Source organism: Amycolatopsis sp. AA4 (assembly GCF_002796545.1).
Taxonomy (GTDB): domain Bacteria; phylum Actinomycetota; class Actinomycetes; order Mycobacteriales; family Pseudonocardiaceae; genus Amycolatopsis.
The window spans coordinates 8137068-8155993 of the sequence record NZ_CP024894.1 but is presented as its reverse complement, the minus strand read 5'-3'; the positions used below and the strand labels follow the sequence as shown (position 1 = coordinate 8155993).

Sequence of the window (18926 nt, the reverse complement as noted above, 5' to 3'; positions counted from 1 at the left end):
ACCGTGAACCCCATGGGGACGATCTCGCGGCTCACGTACTACCCGGTCAAAGGCTGCGCCGGGACGACAGTCCAGTCCGCCGACGTGACCCCGGCCGGTCTCGCGCACGACCGGGAGTTCATCGTCGCCGCGGCCGACGGCGACTTTCGCAGCCAGCGCCGCTTCCCCGGCATGGCCGCCATCCGGCCCCGCGTCCTCGACGGCGGCACCCGGCTCGCCCTGTCCGCGCCCGGGGTCGAGGACCTGACCATCGAGGTCCAGAAGGACGGCCGGCGGCACCCCGCGTCCACCTTCAACTGGACCGGCGAGGGCGTCCACCAGGGCCCCGACGCCGCTGAGTGGTTCTCCACCGTGCTGGGTCAGCCGTCCGTGCTGCTCGGCGTCACCCCGGAGCATGACCGCGTCACGAGCGGGGAGACCCGCGGGACCGCGAGGTTCGCCGACGGCCACGCGATCCTCGTCATCTCCGAGTCCTCTTTGGACCACCTGAACGAGCGGATCGCGCAGCGCGGAGCCGAGCCGGTGCCGATGGACCGATTCCGGCCCAACCTCGTGATCCGCGGCTGGGCGGAACCGCATGCCGAGGACGCGGTGCGCCGGATGGAAGCCGGCGGCGTCGAATTCGCCTACGCGCAGCTGTGCGTCCGGTGCGCGGTGCCGATGGTCGATCAGGAAACCGGCAAGCGCTCCGGCCCGGAGCCGATTCGCTCCCTCGCCGCGTACCACCGGGACCCGTCCGGCGGCGTCCTCTTCGGCATGAAGGCGGCGGTCACCCGGCCGGGTCAGCTGGCGGTCGGCGACGCAGTGATCGTGCATTCCTCGGCCGGTCCGATCCGCAGCACCGAAGCCGCCGAACCGCCGTTGACCGCGACGGCCAGCTTCCCCGCCGAATCGGGATAGACGAGGTTCGCGCCCCGCGGGACGTCGGCGAAGGTCCGGCCGATCGTGGCGGACACCGCGACGTGCTCGCTGTGCACCGTCACCTCACCGGTCAACCCGGTTAGGTCGAGGTCGGCGGGCGTAGCGGCGAGCTGGACGTTGCCGAAGTGGTCGACGGTCAGCACGTCCGACACGAGCTTGCCGGGGAACGCCGCGACCAGCGGTTCTGGCAGGCGCACCAGGTCGCGGATGGCGGGTCCGAAGGAGCCGGGGTGCGCGCCGAGCGCGAGCTTCGCGGCGACGGGAGCGAAGATGTCGCGGCCGTGAAAGGTCGCGGACACCGGCGTGCGCACGTCGATCACGTACGCCGCGTACACGCCGCCTAGCGCTTCTGCGGCCGGTAAGAGCAGACCGTTGTCCGGGCCGACCAGGATGCCGTGCGCAGCGTCCACCACGATGCCACGGCGCTCCGTACCGACGCCTGGGTCGACAACAGCCAGGTGTACGGCCTTAGGCAGCGACGGCACGGTCTGCGCGAGCACTGCCGCGCCTGAGCGCACCTGCTGCGGCGGGACGAGGTGGGTTACGTCGAGAACGCGTACGTCGGGCGCGATGCCAGCGATGACCCCGTGGCAGGCGGCCACGAAGCCGTCGTGCAGCCCGTAGTCGGAGGTGAACGAAATCCAGCGGTAGGCCATGACCTGCATCATCCTCGCGGTAGCGGTGCTCGGGTTAGGGTGCAGCAGTGACGACGCTCGCCGATTACCCGAAGATCGCCGCCGGAAAAGTCCGGGACCTGTACGCGGTCGGGGACGACCACCTGCTGCTGGTCACCTCGGACCGCATCTCCGCCTACGACTTCATCCTGGACACGCCCATCCCCGACAAGGGCCGCGTGCTCACGGCGATGAGCGTGTTCTGGTTCGAGCAGCTGTCGGACCTGATCCCGAACCACCTCGTCGCGTACGACGACCCGCGCATCCCCGCCGAGGTACGCGGGCGCGCGCTGCTCGTACGCCGTCTCGACATGCTTCCGGTGGAAGCTGTCGCGCGCGGATACCTCACGGGGTCCGGGTACTCGGACTATCAGCGTACGGGCGCAGTGTGCGGAGTAGAGCTGCCTGAAGGTCTCGTAGAGGCCTCGAAGCTGCCTTCGCCGATCTTCACGCCGGCAACGAAGGCGGCGTTCGGCGAGCACGACGAGAACGTTTCGTTCGACGCAGTGGTCGCGACTATCGGTGCGAAGCGGGCGGAGGAGCTTCGCGAGGCGACGCTCGCGGTGTACCGCCGTGGAGCGGAAGTGGCGGCGAAGCGCGGAATCCTGCTGGCGGACACGAAGTTCGAGTTCGGCGTGGACGAGACGGGCGCGCTGGTGCTGGCGGACGAAGTGCTGACGCCGGATTCGTCGAGGTACTGGCCGGCGGAGGGGTACGAGCCGGGAAGGGTGCAGCCGTCGTTCGACAAGCAGTACGTGCGAAATTGGCTGACGGGGCCGGAGTCGGGCTGGGACAGGGCGTCGAATGTGCAGCCGCCGCCGTTGCCGAGTGAAGTGGTGGAGGCGACGAGGGGAAGGTACGTGGAGGCGTACGAGAGGATGACGGGGTTGTCGTTGGAGGACTGGCTGTAGGACGGGGGCAGGCCGAGGAAGCAGCCGAGGAGCCCAGGGAGAGAACCCCGAAAACTGTCGGCACCCCCTGACACACTGCAACCATGACCACACCGTACGCAACACCGCGCGCGAGGGCATTGGGCCTGGAGTTACGCGCGGCGCGGGAGAGAAGAAGACTGGGTGTAAGAGAGTTGGCCCGGTTGCTGGGGATGACGCCTGGTTTCGTGACGAACTGGGAAAGAGGACTGCGGCTGCCGAAGCCGGAGGACATCGGAGCGGTACTGGCGCACTGCAGGGTGGTCGGGCCGGACCGCAGGCGAATAGTGGAGATGGCGCGAGGAGCGCGAGAGCAGGACTGGATAGACAGCGGCGGAGAAGAGCCGTACCTGGAGTGGGAACGCACGGCGGAGGCAGTGTTCTGCTGGGAGCCGGAAGCGGTGCCGCAGTTGCTGCAGACGAGCGGGTACGCGCGAGCGTTGCTGTCGAGTGCGGCGGGCGCTGTCGAGGACGAAGTGGAAGCGCGGGTAGCCGAGAGGCTGTCGCGGCGAGCGGTGCTCGATTCGGGTACGCGGTGTGTGCTGGTGCTGGGGGAAGCGGCGCTGCACAAGAGGATCGGCGGCGCGGAAGCGATGGCGGAACAGCTGTGGCACCTGCGCGAGAGGTGGGCGGAAGGCAAGGCCGACGTGCGGGTGATCCCGGCGGACCGCCGACCCGATCTGGGCAGGGCGTTCACGATTTTCGATTTCGCGGACCTGCCCTCGATCGTCCACGAGCGGTTGCTGCGCGAAAGCGCGAGCAGTTCGAGTCCCGCGCGCGTGGCGAAATACCGCGAGGTGGCGGAAACGTTGCTGGAACTGGCCTTGCCGAAGCCCGAGACGGACGCCCTGCTGGAGTCGGCGCTGCGGAAATTGTCGGTGCCGTAGGGCAGAGTGGGGGCTGGGGAAAGGAGCGGCATGAGCCGAGCTTTGGTGTTGGGCGGTGGTGGCGTCGCCGGGATCGCGTGGGCGACCGGTTTGCTGACCGGGCTTGCGGAAGCGGGCCAGGACGTGACCGGTGCCGACGTGCTGATCGGCACGTCCGCGGGCGCGACGGTGGCGGCGCAGCTGGGCAGCGGTTTGCCGCTGCCGCAGCTGTACGCACGGCAAACCGACCCGGCCCGGCAAGCGGCGGAGATCGCGGCCGAGTTCGACCCGGAAAAGTTCGGCGAGGAATTCGCCGCGGTGCTCGCCGACGGCGGCACCGCGGCGGAAACCCGCCGCGCGATGGGAAAATACGCCCTGGCCGCGGAAACCGTGCCGGAACCGCGCCGCCGCGCGGTGATCGAATCCCGTCTGCCGTCCCACGATTGGCCCGAGCGTGCGGTGAAAATCGTTGCGGTGGAAGCGGAAACCGGTGAACCGGCAGTGTTCGACCGCGCGTCCGGCGTCCCGCTGGTCGTCGCGGTGGAAGCAAGCTGCGCCGTGCCCGGCGTCTGGCCAGCGGTGCCGATCAACGGAAAGCGGTATGTGGACGGCGGCGTCCGTTCCTCCGCGAATGCTGACTACGCAACAGGTTTCGCCCAGGTGACAGTGGTCGTCCCGATGGGCGCGACGGAGGCATTCCCGACGGAGCAGCCGTTCGACCAGGTACTGGCAGAGCTGCGCGCGGCAGGCGCGAAGGTAGCGGTTCTGGAACCGGACGAGGCCTCGGTCGCGGCGATCGGACCGAACCCGCTGGACCCAGAAACCCGCGCACCAGCCGCGGCGGCAGGATTGGCACAGGGCCAACGGGGAGGGGTGGTGTGGAAGTGAGGCCGGCGCGCGGCTTGGCGGCTTGGGGTTGATCTCGGTGGTCCATGCGCCGGTTTCGACGCAGACTGACCGCTGTCGGCTTCGGGTTGGCGCACTGTCTGGCGGCTTGGCCTGATCTCGGTGGGCTGCTGCCTGTTCCGGTGGAGACGGATTGCTGCGGGTTTGAGGTTGGTGCGCCGTCTAGTGGTTTGGCCGGTCTTAGCGGGCGACGCCCAGTTTCGGCAGAGGCTGGTCGTCGTCGGTTGCCGTGGGCGCGGCATCCGGCGGCTTGCGGCTGATCTTGGTGGGTCCCGCCTGTTTCGGTGGAGGCTGATTGCTGCGGTTTTCCGTTTGGCGCGCCGCCTGGTGGCGTGTGGCTGATCTTGGCGTGCCCCGAGCGCCCTGTTTCGGTGTGGGCTGGCCGCAGTCAGTTTCCCGTTGGTGCGGAAGCGGCATTCGGCCGACGCTCGGCAGCGTTGCTTCGGAGCGGTCCCATCGGGACCAGGCCTGCTCCGGAGTTAGCACTCCGCTGAAGTCGCTCGATTCGCCGCCAAACGTTCACCGTCAAGTTCGGCTCGGTACACCCCTGAAGCAGGTTCGGGTTGGTGCTTGCGCGGAATACCGTGCGGAAATCGCGTTCGCGCGGTAGCGGTGGGTGAAAACCGGGAATCCCCCGAGAAGCACGACCCCGTTCCGCCCTTCGCGCTGGCACACTGGGCTCCGTGCTTTTGCTCATCAGCGGCAGCCTGCGGGCCGGTTCGGTCAACGCGGCTGTCATCGCGACCGCGGCTGGCTTCACCGCGTCCACTGTGTACGGTGGGCTCGCCGAGTTGCCGCACTTCAATCCGGATCATGATCGGGAGCCGTTGCCGGGCGAGGTCGTGGCGTTGCGGGAGGCGATCGGCGCGGCGGACGGCGTCCTGTTCTGCACCCCGGAGTACGCCGGCGGCTTGCCGGGTTCCTTCAAGAACCTGCTCGACTGGACTATCGGCGGCGGCGAGATGTACGGCAAACCCGTGGCGTGGATCAACGCGTCTTCGGTCGCCGCGCCGACCGGGGGTGCGGACGCGCACGAGTCCCTCCGCAAGACGCTCACCTACGCGGGCACCCGCATCGTCGACGACGCTTGTGCGCGGATTCCCATTCCTCGCCAGGCCGTCGAGAACGGGGCCCTCATCGACCCCGACCTGCGCGGGCGGATCGCGGTCGCGGTGCGGCGGCTCGTCGATGCGGCTAAACCGTGAGTTGCTGAGTCCATTCGAAAAAGCTGTCGGAGCGACGGCGGGCGAGATGTTCGGAAGCGGAACGAAGCTCGGCCGGGACGAACCCGGCGCGGCACGTAATCGGCCGCCCTCCCGGGGAGGCTCGGAATGGCAGATTCCCGTCACCACCACGGACGCGGGACAGGCAGCCGAAAATCGGTGGACTCGCGGCATTTGCCCGGTTAGCCTCCGCAAGAGTGAGTTACGAGCATCCTCTCGCCTACCTCATCGGCATCGAAGGAGCGGCACTCCTCCGCGCGTTTACCGGCGAGCACGATCGCGAGTTTGTCGAAGCACGTCTTGGCGAGATCCGCGCACTGCTGGCTGACCAGGACCTCGCCGAGGGCGTCGAGGTAACCCAGCTCGAACCGCGCGACGGGTATGCCCTCTGGGCCGCCGCGTACGACTCTGGCGAGAACGCGGCCTTCGCCGACGAGCCCTACCTCGCGGCGATCCTCGACGGAATCCCGCCCGGCCGGGCGCTCGACGCTGCCTGCGGGACTGGACGGCTCACCCGTCTCCTGGTCGAACGCGGTCATCAGGTCGTTGCGGTCGACGGGTCGCCGGAGATGCTCAGTCATGCCAAGGCTGACTCGACTTTGGTCGCTGACCTGCAGGAACTTCCCGTCGAGGACGGTTCGCAGGACGTCGTGCTCTGCGGACTCGCGCTGTCGCACGTGCCGGATCTGGAGCCCGTGATCGCGGAGTTCGCGCGCGTCCTCGCCCCGGGTGGGCATCTCGTGCTTTCCGACGTCCACCCCGAGCAGGTCCAGCGCGGATCGATCCCCTCCGTGCGCACCGCCGACGGGGTCCCGGCTCGGGTGCGGACCAAGCACCATCGGGTCGGTGACTACTTGCGTGCGTTCCTCGCGGCCGGCATCACCCCGGTGAGCTGTGCGGAGCCGACGCCGACGGCGACCAAACCGCAGCATGTTCCGGGCGGTGGGCCGTGGGATCTCTGGCCGTGGTCGCTCAACGGGCTGATCCCGGACGCGCTGGCCGCGGCGGCGAACGGCGTGCCGTCGATGCTCATTTGGCATTGCCGCAAAGCCGAATGAGAACGCGTGAAGCCGACGGTGACTGTCCGCCGTGTAAGTCTCACTCGTAGTTCACGGAGCGGTCAGGCGGTCGCCACACGGCTGCGGCGCAATGGTGGCGTGGATGCTCGCCTGCTGGTCTCGCTGTCCGGGGTCACCACGCGCACGCTGCACCGTTGTGCGCATCTGGCGGCCGAACTCGAACGTCGGCACGTCCCGCTGTCGATTCTGCATGTCGCGCGCACCGAGGACGGGCCGGTCACGGCCTGGGTCCGTACGCGGGCCGCTGCGGGCGACTCGGTGTTGCTCAACGGCTATGACCACCGCATCCCGCCGACGCATCGTGCCGTGCATCTGGGGCGCAAGGCGGAGTTCGCGGCGCTCCCCGCGCACGAAGCGCGGCTCCGGCTGATCGCGGCGAAGGCTGCCCTCGACGCGACTGGCGTGACTGTCGACGGCTTCGCGCCGCCGCGTTGGCTCGCGTCGCCGGGCACTGTGCAGGCGTTGCGGGAGCACGGCTTCACGCTGTGCGCCGATCAGAACGCTGTCCGGGACCTGGTGACCGGCGAGATCCGGCGCGCGCGGGTGCAGGACTTCGCGAGTCAGTCGCATCGGACGGAGACGGTCCGGTGCTTCGCGCTCGTGCTGGCCTCCGCCCGGGCCGCGCGCCGAGGCGGGCTGGTGCGGCTTGGCATCGACGCCGCTGACCTCAGCCGCCCCGGCTTGCGGCAGGCGTTGCTGGACGCGGTGGACGTCGCCCTCGAAAACCGGGCTTTCGGGAGCACCTACGGCTCCCTCCGCCACACCGCTCCCGCCTAGATCTCCGTCGCGACGCCTCGATCGAGCACCTTCACCTCGGTGCCCTCCGGAGCCAGGTTCTGGAACAGCCCGTAGTGCATCGCAGGGTTGGCCAGCACCGCCTCGTGGATCGGCACCGAACGGCGCGGCGCGACCGCGCGCAGGAAGTCCACCGCTTCGCCCGCCTTCAGCCACGGGGCCCCGGTCGGCAGGCCGAGCACGTCGACCTTCTGCTCGGGCACGAAGAACGAGTCGCCCGGGTGGTAGAACGCGCCGTGGTCGACGAGGTAGCCGATGTTCGGGATCACCGGGATGTCGGCGTGGATCACCGCGTGCTCGCCGCCGACCACCGACACCGAGGTACCGCCGAACTCGAACGCGTCGCCGGGCCGCGCGACCTCGAACTCCAGGTGCAGCTTCTCGATCGCCTCGGCCGAGCCCGGGTCGACGACCAGTTTCGCGTCCGGGTTCGCCTTGAGCAGACCGGGCAGCCGTTCGACGTCGAGGTGGTCGAAGTGCTGGTGGGTGATCAGCACCGCGGACAGTTCGCGCTCGGCCTCGAAGCCGGTGGAGAACGTGCCCGGGTCGAGCAGAATCCGCTCCGCGGTGGTCTCGAGCAGTACGCAGGAATGTCCGAAATGGACGATCCGCATCAGGTTTTCTCCTTACCAGATTGGTCGGCTCAACCCTACGCTTCGGCCCGCCCCGGGATCGGCATCTGGCGAGGACTCCACGTCGGAGGACTTTCCGCGCCCGCTCCCCGGATGCCATGCTGACGGGAAGCCCGGGCAGCTGTTGGCAGAGTGTCAGCAACCTCGTAGCCTGGGGGTTCACCGAGACGGGGAGACGCCGATGACCGCGGTCCAGCCGAAGCCGACGCCCGTCGGCGAGACGTTCGATTCGCTCAGCCCGGCCACCGACGAGGTCGTCGGGACCTACCCGGTGCACACGGCCGAGCAGGTCGGGGCTGCTGTGGAGCGGGCGAGGGCGGCCGCGGGCTGGTGGGACGGCCTGGGCTTCGCCGGGCGCGCCGAGCGGCTGCAGCGCTGGAAGGGCGTGCTGACCCGGCGGCTGCCGCAGCTGTGCCAGGTGGTGCGCGACGAGACCGGCAAGCCGATCGCGGACGCGCAGCTGGAGAGCGTTTTGGCGATCGAGCACATCGCGTGGGCGGCGAAGAACGCCCGCGAGGTGCTGGGCAAGCACCGCCGCTCGTCCGGGCTGCTGATGGCCAACCAGGCCGCGACCGTCGAGTACCTCCCGCTCGGCGTGGTCGGCGTGATCGGGCCGTGGAACTACCCGGTGTTCACTCCGCTGGGTTCGATCGCGTACGCGCTGGCGGCGGGCAACGCGGTGGTGTTCAAGCCGAGCGAGTACACGCCGGGTGTCGGGAAGTGGCTGGTGGACGCGTTCGCCGAGATCGTGCCTGAGCAGCCGGTGCTGCAGCTGGTGACCGGGTTCGGCGAGACCGGGGCGGCGTTGGTGGGTTCCGGGGTGGACAAGATCGCGTTCACCGGTTCGACCGGGACGGGCAAGAAGATCATGGCGGCTGCCGCGGACACGCTGACGCCGGTGGTGATCGAGGCGGGCGGCAAGGACGCGCTGCTGGTCGACGCGGACGCGGACCTGGAAGCGGCGGCGGACGCGACTGTGTGGGGCGCGTTCTCGAACTCGGGGCAGACCTGCATCGGCGTGGAGCGGGTGTACGTGCACGAGCGGGTGGCCGAGGAGTTCGTGGCGAAGGTGGTGGGGAAGGCGAAGCACGTGCGCGCGGGTTCGGACGAGGACGCGCAGTACGGGCCGATCACCATGCCCTCGCAGCTGTCGGTGATCCGCCGGCACATCGCCGACGCGCTCGCGCGCGGCGGGAAGGCGCTGGTCGGCGGGGTGGACAGCGTCGGCGACCGGTATGTGCAGCCGACGGTGCTGGTCGACGTGCCGGAGGACTCCGAGGCGGTGCGGGAGGAGACGTTCGGCCCGACGGTGACGATCGCGCGGGTGCGGGACATGGACGAGGCGGTGGAGAAGGCCAACGCGACCAAGTACGGCCTGGGTTCCACGGTGTTCTCGCGGGCGCGCGGGGCGGAGCTGGCGTCGCGGTTGCGGGCGGGCATGACCGCGGTGAACGCGCCGTTGTCGTTCGCGGGCATCGCGTCGCTGCCTTTCGGCGGGGTCGGCGATTCCGGGTTCGGCCGGATCCACGGCCCGGAGGGGCTGCGCGAGTTCGCCCGTCCGAAGGCGGTGGCCCGGCAGCGGTTCACCGCGCCGCTCACGCTCACCTCCTTCTCCCGCAAGGAATCCACGGACGCGCTGGTCGCCAAGCTGGTCACCGTCCTGCACGGCAAGCGCTGAGGAGAACTGTTGCCCGGCTTCGGCGATTTCCAGCACGAGATCTACTTCGCCGGATTGTCCGGCCGCGTCCCGGATCTGCCGATGTCGTACGCGGAACTGGAAGCGCGTGCGGCACAGGCGCTTCCGCCGTCCGTACTGTCCTATGTGGCCGGTGGCGCGGGCGACGAACGGACCCAGCGGGGCAACGTCGAGGCGTTCGAACGCTGGGGCCTGGTCCCGCGGATGTTCGTCGGCGCGAAGGAACGCGACCTGTCGGTGGACCTGTTCGGGATGAAGCTGCCGGCGCCGCTGTTCCTCGCGCCGGTCGGGGTGATCGGCCTGTGCGCGCAGGACGGCCACGGCGACCTCGCGACCGCACGGGCCAGCGCCCGGACGGGCGTGCCCATGGTCGCCTCGACGTTGAGCGTCGACCCGGTGGAAACGCTCGTCCCGGAACTGGGCGACACGCCAGGGTTCTTCCAGCTCTACACGCCGACTGACCGCGACCTCGCCGCCTCGCTCGTGCAGCGCGCCGAGGCGGCGGGCTTCCGCGGCATCGTCGTCACGCTCGACACGTGGGTCACCGGCTGGCGGCCGCGCGACCTGTCGACGGCGAACTTCCCGCAGCTGCGCGGGCATTGCCTGGCCAACTACTTCGCCGACCCGGTGTTCCGGAAACGGCTCGGCAAGGCTCCGGAGGACGACCCGGCCGCTGCCGTCGGGCTGTGGGCGCAGCTTTTCGGCAACCCGCTGACCTGGGAAGACCTGCCCTGGCTGCGGTCGCTGACCAAGCTTCCGCTGCTGGTCAAAGGCATCCAGCATCCCGACGACGCCCGCCGCGCGATCGACGGCGGGGTCGACGGGATCTACTGCTCGAACCACGGCGGACGGCAGGCCAACGGCGGCCTTCCGGCACTGGACTGCCTGGCCGAAGTGGTCGACGCCGCGGACGGCACGCCGGTGCTGTTCGACTCCGGCGTTCGCTCCGGGGCCGACGTGGTCAAGGCGCTGGCCTTGGGCGCGACCGCGGTGGGCGTCGGCCGGCCCTACGCCTGGGGATTGTCGTTGGCTGGTGAGGACGGCGTGGTCCATGTTCTGCGTACCTTGCTGGCTGAAGCTGACTTGATCATGGCGGTGGACGGCTATCCGACCCTGGCCGATCTCACCCGCGAAGCGCTGCGGAGAGTCGGCTAGCTCTTACGCGGGCAGGAAGTACCCCTCGCTCTCGTTCCACGGGATGTCGAAATCGTCGAGGTGCACCTGCCATTCCGCGTCCGGGAGGGCACGGCGCAACTCGGTCACCGAGCCCAGGACGTGTTCGAGCACCGGCATCACGCGGTCGACGTCGAACGGCATCTTGGTGGACCCGGCCACGATCGCGTCCGGCTCCTCGTACAGAAAGAGGGATTCCTCGTCGGGACAGGGAAAAGACGCCTGCCGCGCGGTGACGACGCGCTCGATGGCAGTGGTCTCGGCAGCGGTGAGCGCGGTCGCCCGGCTCGCGGTGTAGTAGAGGGAAGTGCTCATGGGCCAGACAGTAACGACGGGGTACGACAATTCCGGGAAAACGGTCATCCGGAACGGTCCGCCCGCCTCTTGAGCAGGCAGCTACAATCGCCGCCCGTATGTGGTTTCAGGGAAAGGCCGGGCGGCTCCTCGCCTGGTTGTCCGCGCTCGGCGCGATAGCCGTCGTCGTGGGCGTAGCGGTCGTCATCAGCAGCTTCAACCCGGTTGACTTGCAGGTTTACCGCTTCGGAGCGGACGCCGCCGTCCATGGTGGTGACCCATACGGTCCGCTCCCGACCACCACGGCAGGTTCCATGCTGCCGTTCATCTATCCGCCGTTCGCCGCGCTTCTCTTCTCCGGCTTGGCGTTCCCGCCGCTCGCCGTCGCGACCGTTCTGCTCGACCTCCTCTCCGTCGCCTCGCTCTGGCTCGTCTTGTACACCGTGGTGCGCCGCCGGTGGCGAGACTGGGGCCGCCGGACCGCGGTCCTGGCCGCGTGCGCGCTCACCTTGGCGGCCTTCGCTTTCGAGCCCGTGCGCTCCACTGTCGGCTTTGGACAGATCAACCTCGTCCTGATGGCCCTGGTTGCCGTGGATTGCCTAGCGCTTACCCCGCGGTGGCCGCGCGGAATCCTCGTCGGCTTGGCCGCCGCGATCAAGGTGACGCCCGCCGGTTTCCTGTTGTTCTTCGTGCTCACCAAGGATTTCCGAGCCGCCCGCACCACCCTGTTCACCGGTGCCGGCGTGACCTTGCTCGGCTTCCTGGTCGCCCCGCACGCTTCCGCCGAGTACTTCTTCGGCGGCGGCCTCACCAGCGCCGACGGCTTCAGCGGCGCGCCCTACGCGACCAACCAGACCATCCAAGGCGCCCTCAACCGCCTCGCCCTGCTGCCGCAGACCCACGACCTGCTGTGGCTGACCTTGTCCGCGTTCGTCCTGGTCACCGCGGTGCTCGTCATGCGGCGCGTCGACACCTCGCTCGCCTTTGTCGTCAACGCGACGGCAGTGCTCCTCGTATCCCCGATTTCCTGGTCTCACCATTGGGTTTGGGTGGTGCCCGCGGCGCTCATCCTCGCTGCCCGCGTCCGCACCCTTCGCGCTGGTGCGGCGCTGGCGGCGGGTGCCGCGGTCTTCATCGCCGCCCCGCACACCTTCGTGCCTTCCAGCGGGATGCGGGAACTCGCGTGGGAACCGTGGCAGCACCTCGTCGGCGATGCTTACGTCCTTCTCGGCTTGGGTTTCCTTGCCTGGCAACTATTCACGGTGCAGTTCGCCCGGGTTCCCGTACTGGAACGGGTCCGTTAAGCGGAACCGGGCCACGCCAGCGTCACCGGATCCCGGCCGGAGGACCCGAGATCCGGCGGCATTTCCGGGTCTACGCCCATCTCCAGCAAGGCCCGCTCGACCTCTCCGGCCGCGTCGGCGGGCAAGCACAACCGCCGCCGCACGACGTCCGCCATGGTCGAGAATTCCGCGTACTCCGGCTCCGGCGGCCGCCGCCATTCCACGACTTCCGGCTTGATTCCCGCTTCCGCGAGCGCCGCGAGACAGTCCACCGCAGTCGGCCCCGACGGGCGCTCGATTCCGTGAAACCGTTGCCACAACGGGTTAAGCTCGGTCAACGGATGCCGCGCGGCCGTCTCGACCACGACCCGCCGCCGGGCCGCCGCAGTGAGCGCCGCGGCGAACGGGGCCAGGTCGGGGACGTTGTAGACGACATTCCCGCACACGACGACATCCGCCACCCCAGCTTCGTCCGCGAGATCAGGCCACCGGCCGGACAACAGCCGGTGCTTCACACCCGCAGCCCGCTCGCCGAAGGCGGCGAGCAGCTCGTCGTCGGCGTCCAACGCTGTCACCGCGGTGACGTTCGACCGGCCGACCAGGGGCAGACTCGCCGCCCCGGCCGCCGCGCCGACGTCGAGCACCGTGCCAGGTTCCTGCAACGCTTCGGCGGCCAGCCGGTGAGTCGCCCCGATCGGCGCGGCGATCTGCCGGTCGGCCCGCCGCAGGAACACCTCCCGCGGAAGGACCCACGGCGATTCCGGAGGGTGCACGGTGTCCGGAATCGCCCAGGCGGCAAGGAGATCTCGCCAGGTCGACAGAGCGGTCATCGAGCCCGAATCAGGTCGGCCGCCTTCTCCGCCACCATGATCGTCGGTGCGTTGGTGTTCCCGCGCGGCACCACCGGCATCACCGAAGCGTCCACCACCCGCAGCCCCGAAACGTCGCGCACCTTCAGTTCCGGATCCACCACCGCGTGCTCGCCGCTGCCCATCGCGCACGTGCCGACCGGGTGGTACAGCGTCTGCGTGTTCTCCCGGACATGCTCAGTCAGTGCCTCGTCCGACAGGTCATGCGTCGCCGGCAAGAACGGTCGATCCAGGAACTTCGCCAGCGGACCAGACCGGCCGATCTCGATCAGCGACCGCAGGGCCGACTTCACCGACTCCAGGTCGATCGACTCCGCGTAGTAAGCCGGGTCGATTTCCGGCTTCCACAACGGATTCGCTGATTTCAACCGCAGCCGGCCGCGGCTCGCGACGTCGACCAGCGTGGCCGCCGACGTGAAGCCAGGACAGGTCGGTTCGCGCATCCCGTTGTCGTAGAACAACGTCGGGGCCACGTGGATCTGCATGTCCGGTGCGGCCAGCCCGTCGCGCGTCGAGTAGAACGCGCCCGCCTCGCCGATGTTCGACGCGAGCGGACCGCGTTTGGTCAGCTGGTACCGCACCAGTCCGGCGGGCGTCGCGGAGTCCGCGATGTCGGTCGTGCCCTTCGTCGACCAGATCACGCCGACCGCCGGGTGGTCGTGCAGGTTGTCGCCGACGCCGGGCAGCGCGGCGACCACGTCGATGCCCAGTTCGCGCAGGTGCTCGGCCGGTCCGACGCCGGACAGCATCAGCAGCTGCGGCGAGTTGATCGCGCCGCCGGAGAGCAGCACTTCGGCGTCCGCGCGGACCGTCGTCGGCACGCCTTTGTCCAGATAGGACACTCCGACCGCGCGGGTGCCCTCGAAGACCACCTGCGTGACCTGCGCGTTCGTCCGCACGGTGAGGTTCGGCCGCGACAACGCGGGCCGCAGGTAAGCGTCCGCGGTGGACCAGCGGCGGCCGCGCTTGCAGGTGACCTGGTAGAGCCCGGCCCCCTCCTGCGATTCGCCGTTGAAGTCGTCGGTGTGCTTGAGCCCCCACGCGACCGCGCTGTCCACCCACGCGTGCGACAGCTCGTGCGTGAACCGCCGGTCCTCGACGTGCAGCGGGCCGTCCGTGCCGTGCAGCGGACCGCCGAAGCGCTGGTTGCCCTCGGCGCGCTTGAAGTACGGCAGCACGTCGTCCCAGCCCCAGCCGGTGGCCCCGTGCGCATCGCGCCAGCCGTCGTAGTCGGCGCGGTTGCCGCGGATGTAGATCATCGCGTTGATCGACGAGCAGCCGCCGAGCATCCGGCCGCGCGGCCAGTACGCCGTCTTGCCGGTGTGCTTCTGCTCGACGGTCTCGTAGTTCCAGTCCCACTTCGTCTTGAACAGCGACGCGAACGCCGCCGGGATCCGGACCTCGTCCGCGGTGTCCTCGCCGCCCGCCTCGAGCAGCAGCACCCGCGCGGACGGGTCCTCGCTCAGCCGGTTCGCCAGCACGCAGCCCGCGCTGCCCGCGCCGACGATCACGTAGTCGAAGGAGTCCTGCTCTGGCACGCTGCCTCCCGGTGGTGTTGACACCCTGTCAACGACACATCATGGCGCAGGTCACGCTACGCGCAACTCCCCGGAAATCCGATCAGTCAGAAGTGGGGTCGAAGGAGGTGACGCACGCGCCGTCGACCGCGCGGTCGTCCGTTTCCACCCGGCCCTCCTTGGCGACGCCGTCGAGCTTGGCGTCGACGTGCACGATCGTCCGGCCTGCGGTCCGCAGCACGTCCGTCTTGCGCACGGTCAGCTTCGTTTCGCCGTAGATCCACTGCTGGGTGCCGTCACGGGTGGTGTCCGGCGCGTCGCGGCACATGACCGACAACGCCGCCGGGATGTCGCGCGCGTTGACCGCGTCGATGAACTTCGTCGCGGCGTCCGTGCCGTCCTTCATCGGCGGCCGCGGCTTCGGATCGGTCGACAGGCTGGCCAGCGGTGCCGGTTCGCCGTCCGCCTTGACGTCGCGCACGCACCAGCCCGTGCCGTCCGGGATCAGCGCGATGCCGAAGGCGAGGTTGCTCGCGGTGATCGTGGCCGCGCGCTCCTGCGGTCCGGTCGGGTGCACCGGGTTGCTGATCTTCGCGTCGCCCTTCGCGCCCCGGAACATCTCCTCGGCGGCGTAGGACCGCTTCGACCGGATCTTGCACCACAGGTCGTTCAGCCCGGTCTGCTCGGTGATCGAGTTCGCGACCGACTGGGCCAATTGCTCCGGCGTTCCCCGCGACGTCGTGTCCAGCTTCTCTTTGAAGAACCCCGGGGTCACCCAGCCGGTGAACGCGACCGCGCCGCCGAGCACCACGACTGCCGTGCCGAGCGAAATCCACAGCCCGGCCTTCGACTTCTTCTTCGACGGCTGCGGGTACTGCCCGAATTGCCCAGGTGGCGGCCCCTGCTGCGGCCCGCGCGGCGGAAAAGGCCCCTGCTGCGGGTACGGGCCCTGCGGCGGGTGGTTCATGTCTCCCCCTCGATACCGGTCTGTCTGCCGGTCAGGCTAGTGAAGTACGCTTCAACCGCACCCACGACCTGCAGAAATAAGGAGCAGCCAGCCGTGGCTCGAGTCGTTGTCGACGTCATGCCCAAACCCGAGATCCTCGACCCGCAGGGCCAGGCGGTGGCGCGCGCGCTGCCGCGGCTGGGCTTCTCCGGGGTCGCCGACGTGCGCCAGGGGCGGCACTTCGAACTCGAGGTCGACGACGACGTCGATGACGAGACGCTGGCCAAGATGGCCGAGGGCTTCCTCGCCAACCCGGTGATCGAGCAGTGGACGATCCGGCGGGTGGACGCGTGAGCGCCCGCATCGGCGTCATCACCTTCCCCGGCACGCTCGACGACGGCGACGCCGCCCGCGCGGTCCGCTACGCCGAGGCCGAGGCGGTTTCGCTCTGGCACGCCGACGACGACCTGAAGGGCGTCGACGCGGTCGTCGTCCCCGGCGGCTTCTCCTACGGCGACTACCTGCGCGCCGGCGTGATCGCCCGCTACGCGCCGGTGATGTCGTCGGTCATCGACGCGGCCCGCAAGGGCATGCCGGTGCTCGGCATCTGCAACGGCTTCCAGATCCTGTGCGAGGCCGGTCTGCTCCCCGGCGCGATGATCCGCAACGTCGGCCTGCACTTCGTGTGCCGCGACCAGTGGCTGCGCGTGGAGAACAACACCACCGCGTGGACCACGCGCTACGAGGCGGGCGCGGAAATCCTGATTCCGGTCAAGAACAACGACGGCTGCTACGTCGCCGAACAGTCCACTGTGGACATGCTGGAGGCGGAGGGCCGGGTGGCGTTCCGCTACGTCGGCGGCAACCCGAACGGCTCCCGCAACGACATCGCGGGCGTCACCAGCGAGAACGGCCGCGTGGTCGGTCTCATGCCGCACCCGGAGCACGCGATCGACGCGCTCACCGGCCCGTCCGACGACGGCCTGGGCCTGTTCTACAGCGCGGTCGACGCGCTCGTGAAAGCCTGATCCGCACCGAAAAAGGGGCCCTGGGGAACTTCCCGGGGCCCCTTTTCGCGTTACTTGCTGTGGTCGCTGGAGAGCCAGCGTTCGGTGCGCACCCGCACCAGCACCGAGGTCTCCTTGAGCGAACCCTCGACGAACTTCCGCGCCTCGGCCTCCGGCGCGTACCGGGAGGCGATGGCGAGCGCCTGCTCCTCGGTCGGTGCCGAGGACCGGTCGACGACCGGACCGGATACCGTGACGTACTTGTACGGCTGGGTTTCCTGCTGCACCGTGAGGCTCAGCTGGCCCGCCGCCTCGATCGCGCGATCCTTCGCCGAGCCGCGGTCCATCCAGATCAGCAGTTCGCCGCCGGGCTCGTAGTCGTACCAGACCGGCACGGCGAGCGGGGCCGCGCCTTCCCGGCCGATCGACAGCACGCCCACGCGCTCCTCGGCGAGGAATTTCTCTCGTTCGTCCACCGTCATGACCGCCATCCGGCGTCACCCCCAGGCTAGGAAGATCAGGATCCGCCTGAAGCCAACGCCGGATGCCCTCCGGACATTCCGGTCAGTTCGCCGCCCAGGCTCTTTCACCAATCGGAACCACACCGCGGGATCGCGCCGGCTTGAAGGCGATCCCGCACGCCTCGGCGGAGCCGAGGCAGAAGACTCAGCCGAGCCGGAAGACCAGCGCCGTGGACTGCCCGCTGTAGATCCCGCGGACTCCGAAAACGACCCCGTCTGCCCAGAACAAGCGGCAGAACCACGGTGCCAAGCCGCGATTGCCGGAGCCCGGGAGCGAGACCGTGCGCACGGGTGTCACGGCTCCGGTGTCCAGCGCGAACTTGACTATGTGCTGATCAGGACTGTCCTGGCCAGCGGAGACCACGGCGATCACCTGCCCGCCCTCCACCGCGAGCGGTGCCGCGACAATGCCGCCGCCGGGTGCCGGGACTTCCCAGCGTTTGGCACCGGTGCGGAGGTCGAACGCGGCGAGGCGGTTGGGCTTCTGCGGGCTGGTCAGCGCGATCATCGTGGTGCCCGTGACGAGTGCTCGCGAACGTCGATGTGACGTGCCGTGGGAGACCCCGCTCAGGCTGTAGCCGAATCCGTCGTCGCCCATGAAGCCGTTCAACGCGTCTCCGGCCTCGATGGTGGAAACCGGTTCGAGCGAGTCGTCGAGAGTTTCGTACAACCCTTTCGATGTATCGCTGAGGTAGGCGACCAGCGGCGACGCGCTCACCCACGCCATCGTGAGGAAGGACTTGCTCTTCACGAACTCGTTGTGCTGCTTGATTTTTCCGGTCGCGGGATCGACGGCAACGGCGACGTACAAGTCGTCGCCGGCGTCCTTGGCGCTGCAGTGGGACAGCAGCACGAAGTCCGCGCTGCGCGGCATCCCGTCCGACGGGATGCAGTTCGAGTACACCTTCTCGTCGGTCGGTGGCGTGACCTCGGACCAGCGGACGGCGCCGGTGGCCGCGTCCAGCCCGAGCAGCTGCTGGTAGTGCACGACCACGACCGAACCGCCGACGATCGCCAGCACCGCGTGCTCGTCGAGTTTCGCCTCCGACGGGCTTCCCGACGAGGTGATGGGCATCGCCCGCTGCCACAGCAGCTTTCCCGCGTTGACATCCAGTACGGCCGCGCTCGAGCAGAGATCCCCATAGCCGACGGCGATGCGGTTGTCGACGACAGAGGTGCTCGCCCCGCAGAAATGGCCGGAGGGGGAGGGGATCCTCCAGCGTTCCTTGCCGTCGCTCCGTGCGTACGCGACCGCATAGGTGTCGTTCACCAGCACCAGATCGTCGCCAACGACCCAGGAATCGATGCCGATCTCGTACGGCGCGATCCGGTCCGATCCCAGCTGCCACGGACCTTGCTGGGACACCGCGATCGCGTGGCCGGGCACCTTGCCGCTGTTGAGCGCGAGCGGTACCACGATCGCCGCGATCACCACGGCTGCCAGAAATGCTGAGCTTACGAGGAGGGCCCGCCGGCCGCCCATTTTGTCCGTCACTACCCGCTCCCCCTTTCGATGCGGGCAGTGTATTTGGGGAAATCTGATTCTTCCAAAGTTCCGCCACAGCTTTCCCCGCGCCGGATTTGTCGTCAGGGAA

At 69.1% G+C, this 18926-nt stretch carries 20 protein-coding genes; 12 read left to right on the top strand and 8 right to left on the bottom strand.

Going from position 1 to position 18926, the window contains the following annotated elements; all coding sequences use genetic code 11:
• Nucleotides 1-12 precede the first annotated feature (12 nt).
• Entirely contained in the window at nt 13-900 is an 888-nt protein-coding gene (locus CU254_RS37760) for an MOSC domain-containing protein (protein WP_009084820.1), read from the top strand.
• Here the strand turns inward: CU254_RS37760 and CU254_RS37755 are convergent.
• Nucleotides 783-1577: an S-adenosyl-l-methionine hydroxide adenosyltransferase family protein gene (locus CU254_RS37755; RefSeq protein WP_078561034.1), complete on the bottom strand. Its 795-nt coding sequence runs from the start codon at nt 1575-1577 to the stop codon at nt 783-785. The genes CU254_RS37760 and CU254_RS37755 overlap by 118 nt on opposite strands.
• 47 nt (nt 1578-1624) lie before the next feature.
• Between CU254_RS37755 and CU254_RS37750 the strand changes: the two genes are divergently transcribed.
• The 6 genes from CU254_RS37750 (at nt 1625) to CU254_RS37725 (ending at nt 7375) form a co-directional block, all read left to right on the top strand.
• Nucleotides 1625-2506, top strand: a complete 882-nt coding sequence (locus tag CU254_RS37750) for a phosphoribosylaminoimidazolesuccinocarboxamide synthase (protein WP_009084818.1) — start codon at nt 1625-1627, stop codon at nt 2504-2506.
• An 83-nt stretch (nt 2507-2589) separates the two neighbouring features.
• Nucleotides 2590-3411 carry a helix-turn-helix transcriptional regulator gene (locus CU254_RS37745; RefSeq protein ID WP_009084817.1) on the top strand — a complete coding sequence of 274 codons (822 nt, stop codon included), beginning with the start codon at nt 2590-2592 and terminating at the stop codon, nt 3409-3411.
• A gap of 30 nt (nt 3412-3441) precedes the next feature.
• Entirely contained in the window at nt 3442-4278 is an 837-nt protein-coding gene (locus CU254_RS37740) for a patatin-like phospholipase family protein (RefSeq protein ID WP_037716162.1), read from the top strand.
• Nucleotides 4279-4985: 707 nt separating this feature from the next.
• Complete coding sequence (locus tag CU254_RS37735) at nt 4986-5501, top strand: NADPH-dependent FMN reductase (protein WP_369871194.1); 516 nt, start codon at nt 4986-4988, stop codon at nt 5499-5501.
• 215 nt (nt 5502-5716) lie between these two features.
• Nucleotides 5717-6577 (top strand): class I SAM-dependent methyltransferase, encoded by an 861-nt coding sequence (locus CU254_RS37730; RefSeq protein ID WP_037716160.1) that lies wholly within the window; start codon nt 5717-5719, stop codon nt 6575-6577.
• Between the two features lie 99 nt (nt 6578-6676).
• On the top strand, nt 6677-7375 hold the full coding sequence (locus CU254_RS37725; RefSeq protein WP_199786094.1) for a DUF2334 domain-containing protein: 699 nt from the start codon (nt 6677-6679) through the stop codon (nt 7373-7375).
• On the opposite strand, the gene CU254_RS37720 is transcribed toward CU254_RS37725, so the two are convergent.
• Nucleotides 7372-8007, bottom strand: a complete 636-nt coding sequence (locus CU254_RS37720; protein WP_009084812.1) for an MBL fold metallo-hydrolase — start codon at nt 8005-8007, stop codon at nt 7372-7374. The genes CU254_RS37725 and CU254_RS37720 overlap by 4 nt on opposite strands.
• 199 nt (nt 8008-8206) lie before the next feature.
• On the opposite strand from CU254_RS37720, the gene CU254_RS37715 reads away from it, so the two are divergent.
• Nucleotides 8207-9703 (top strand): aldehyde dehydrogenase family protein, encoded by a 1497-nt coding sequence (locus CU254_RS37715; protein ID WP_037716158.1) that lies wholly within the window; start codon nt 8207-8209, stop codon nt 9701-9703.
• Between the two features lie 9 nt (nt 9704-9712).
• Nucleotides 9713-10876, top strand: a complete 1164-nt coding sequence (locus CU254_RS37710) for a lactate 2-monooxygenase (RefSeq protein ID WP_009084809.1) — start codon at nt 9713-9715, stop codon at nt 10874-10876.
• 3 nt (nt 10877-10879) lie between these two features.
• On the opposite strand, the gene CU254_RS37705 is transcribed toward CU254_RS37710, so the two are convergent.
• Nucleotides 10880-11209 carry a hypothetical protein gene (locus CU254_RS37705; protein ID WP_037716155.1) on the bottom strand — a complete coding sequence of 110 codons (330 nt, stop codon included), beginning with the start codon at nt 11207-11209 and terminating at the stop codon, nt 10880-10882.
• Between the two features lie 98 nt (nt 11210-11307).
• Between CU254_RS37705 and CU254_RS37700 the strand changes: the two genes are divergently transcribed.
• Entirely contained in the window at nt 11308-12492 is a 1185-nt protein-coding gene (locus tag CU254_RS37700; protein WP_009084805.1) for a glycosyltransferase 87 family protein, read from the top strand.
• Here the strand turns inward: CU254_RS37700 and CU254_RS37695 are convergent.
• The 3 genes from CU254_RS37695 to CU254_RS37685 form a co-directional block, all read right to left on the bottom strand.
• A complete protein-coding gene (locus CU254_RS37695) occupies nt 12489-13301 on the bottom strand; it encodes a bifunctional 2-polyprenyl-6-hydroxyphenol methylase/3-demethylubiquinol 3-O-methyltransferase UbiG (protein ID WP_009084803.1) in 813 nt (270 codons plus the stop codon). The genes CU254_RS37700 and CU254_RS37695 overlap by 4 nt on opposite strands.
• Nucleotides 13298-14878 (bottom strand): GMC family oxidoreductase, encoded by a 1581-nt coding sequence (locus CU254_RS37690; RefSeq protein ID WP_037716153.1) that lies wholly within the window; start codon nt 14876-14878, stop codon nt 13298-13300. The genes CU254_RS37695 and CU254_RS37690 overlap by 4 nt, the downstream gene beginning before the upstream one ends.
• Nucleotides 14879-14960: 82 nt before the next feature.
• The gene (locus tag CU254_RS37685; RefSeq protein WP_009084801.1) at nt 14961-15824 is read right to left on the bottom strand and encodes a hypothetical protein; all 864 of its coding nucleotides are present in this window, start codon (nt 15822-15824) and stop codon (nt 14961-14963) included.
• A 93-nt stretch (nt 15825-15917) separates the two neighbouring features.
• On the opposite strand from CU254_RS37685, the gene purS reads away from it, so the two are divergent.
• Both purS and purQ read left to right on the top strand, forming a co-directional pair.
• Nucleotides 15918-16157 carry a phosphoribosylformylglycinamidine synthase subunit PurS gene (purS, locus tag CU254_RS37680; RefSeq protein WP_009084798.1) on the top strand — a complete coding sequence of 80 codons (240 nt, stop codon included), beginning with the start codon at nt 15918-15920 and terminating at the stop codon, nt 16155-16157.
• Nucleotides 16154-16831, top strand: a complete 678-nt coding sequence (gene purQ, locus CU254_RS37675) for a phosphoribosylformylglycinamidine synthase subunit PurQ (RefSeq protein ID WP_009084796.1) — start codon at nt 16154-16156, stop codon at nt 16829-16831. Before purS ends, purQ begins: the two co-directional genes overlap by 4 nt.
• 50 nt (nt 16832-16881) lie before the next feature.
• Here purQ and CU254_RS37670 read toward each other — a convergent pair whose 3' ends face one another.
• The gene (locus CU254_RS37670) at nt 16882-17301 is read right to left on the bottom strand and encodes a pyridoxamine 5'-phosphate oxidase family protein (protein ID WP_009084795.1); all 420 of its coding nucleotides are present in this window, start codon (nt 17299-17301) and stop codon (nt 16882-16884) included.
• A gap of 175 nt (nt 17302-17476) precedes the next feature.
• Nucleotides 17477-18826, bottom strand: coding sequence for a PQQ-binding-like beta-propeller repeat protein (locus CU254_RS37665; protein ID WP_078561031.1), 1350 nt, complete (start codon nt 18824-18826; stop codon nt 17477-17479).
• Between the last annotated feature and the right edge of the window lie 100 nt (nt 18827-18926).